The sequence below is a fragment of the Streptococcus sp. NLN76 genome, assembly GCF_015686645.1.
GTDB lineage: Bacteria > Bacillota > Bacilli > Lactobacillales > Streptococcaceae > Streptococcus.
Genome location: NZ_JADPMS010000100.1, coordinates 1 through 966, shown reverse-complemented (window position 1 = coordinate 966; position 966 = coordinate 1). Strand labels below are relative to the sequence as shown.

The following is a 966-nucleotide window of genomic DNA, read 5'->3' as shown; positions in this document are numbered from 1 at the left end:
GTGTGTACTTATCTGCATCTGTACGTGGATCTACAATTGTTACCGGTACATCCACAACTTCCTTGCTGCCATCTGGATAAGTGATCTCTACCTTACCTGTGTAATTTCCAGGTTTGTTTGTATCAATTGCACCCTCTGGAGTCACATCTTTAACTGTTACTTCAACTGGCTTACCTGACTCATCAGTAATTGGTTTAACATTATCTGTTAAGTCTACTTTGCCACCTTTGGCTACAGTTTCTGGAGTTGTTTCTGGTGTGTACTTATCTGCATCTGTACGTGGATCTACAATTGTTACCGGTACATCCACAACTTCCTTGCTGCCATCTGGATAAGTGATCTCTACCTTACCTGTGTAATTTCCAGGTTTGTTTGTATCAATCGCACCTTCTGGAGTTACATCTTTAACTGTTACTTCAACTGGCTTACCTGACTCATCAGTGATTGGTTTAACATTATCTGTTAAGTCCACTTTGCCACCTTTGGCTACAGTTTCTGGAGTTGTTTCTGGTGTGTACTTATCTGCATCTGTACGTGGATTTACAATTGTTACCGGTACATCAATAACTTCTGTGCTTCCATCTGGGTATGTAATCTCTACCTTACCTGTGTAGTCACCTGGGGTATTTGTATCGATCACACCTTCTGGAGTTACATCTTTAACGACAACATTTACTGGGTTTCCATTCTCATCTGTGATTGGATCAACGTTATCTGTTAAATCAACTGTGCCACCTTTTGCTACTTCTTCAGGTTTCGCTGTTGGTTCGTACTTGTCTGCGTCTGTCTTAGCTGGAGTGTTCTCTACAACTTTTACAGGTACATCAATAACTTCTGTGCTTCCATCTGGATATGTAATCTCTACCTTACCTGTGTAGTCACCTGGGGTATTTGTATCGATCACACCTTCTGGAGTTACATCTTTAACGACAACATTTACTGGGTTTCCATTCTCATCTGTGATTG

1 protein-coding gene is annotated in these 966 nt (G+C 41.0%); it reads right to left on the bottom strand.

Annotated features, from left to right (window positions below):
* A partial coding sequence (locus tag I1A59_RS09450) for a Rib/alpha-like domain-containing protein (RefSeq protein WP_247644794.1) occupies positions 1-966 on the bottom strand: 966 nt, incomplete at both ends.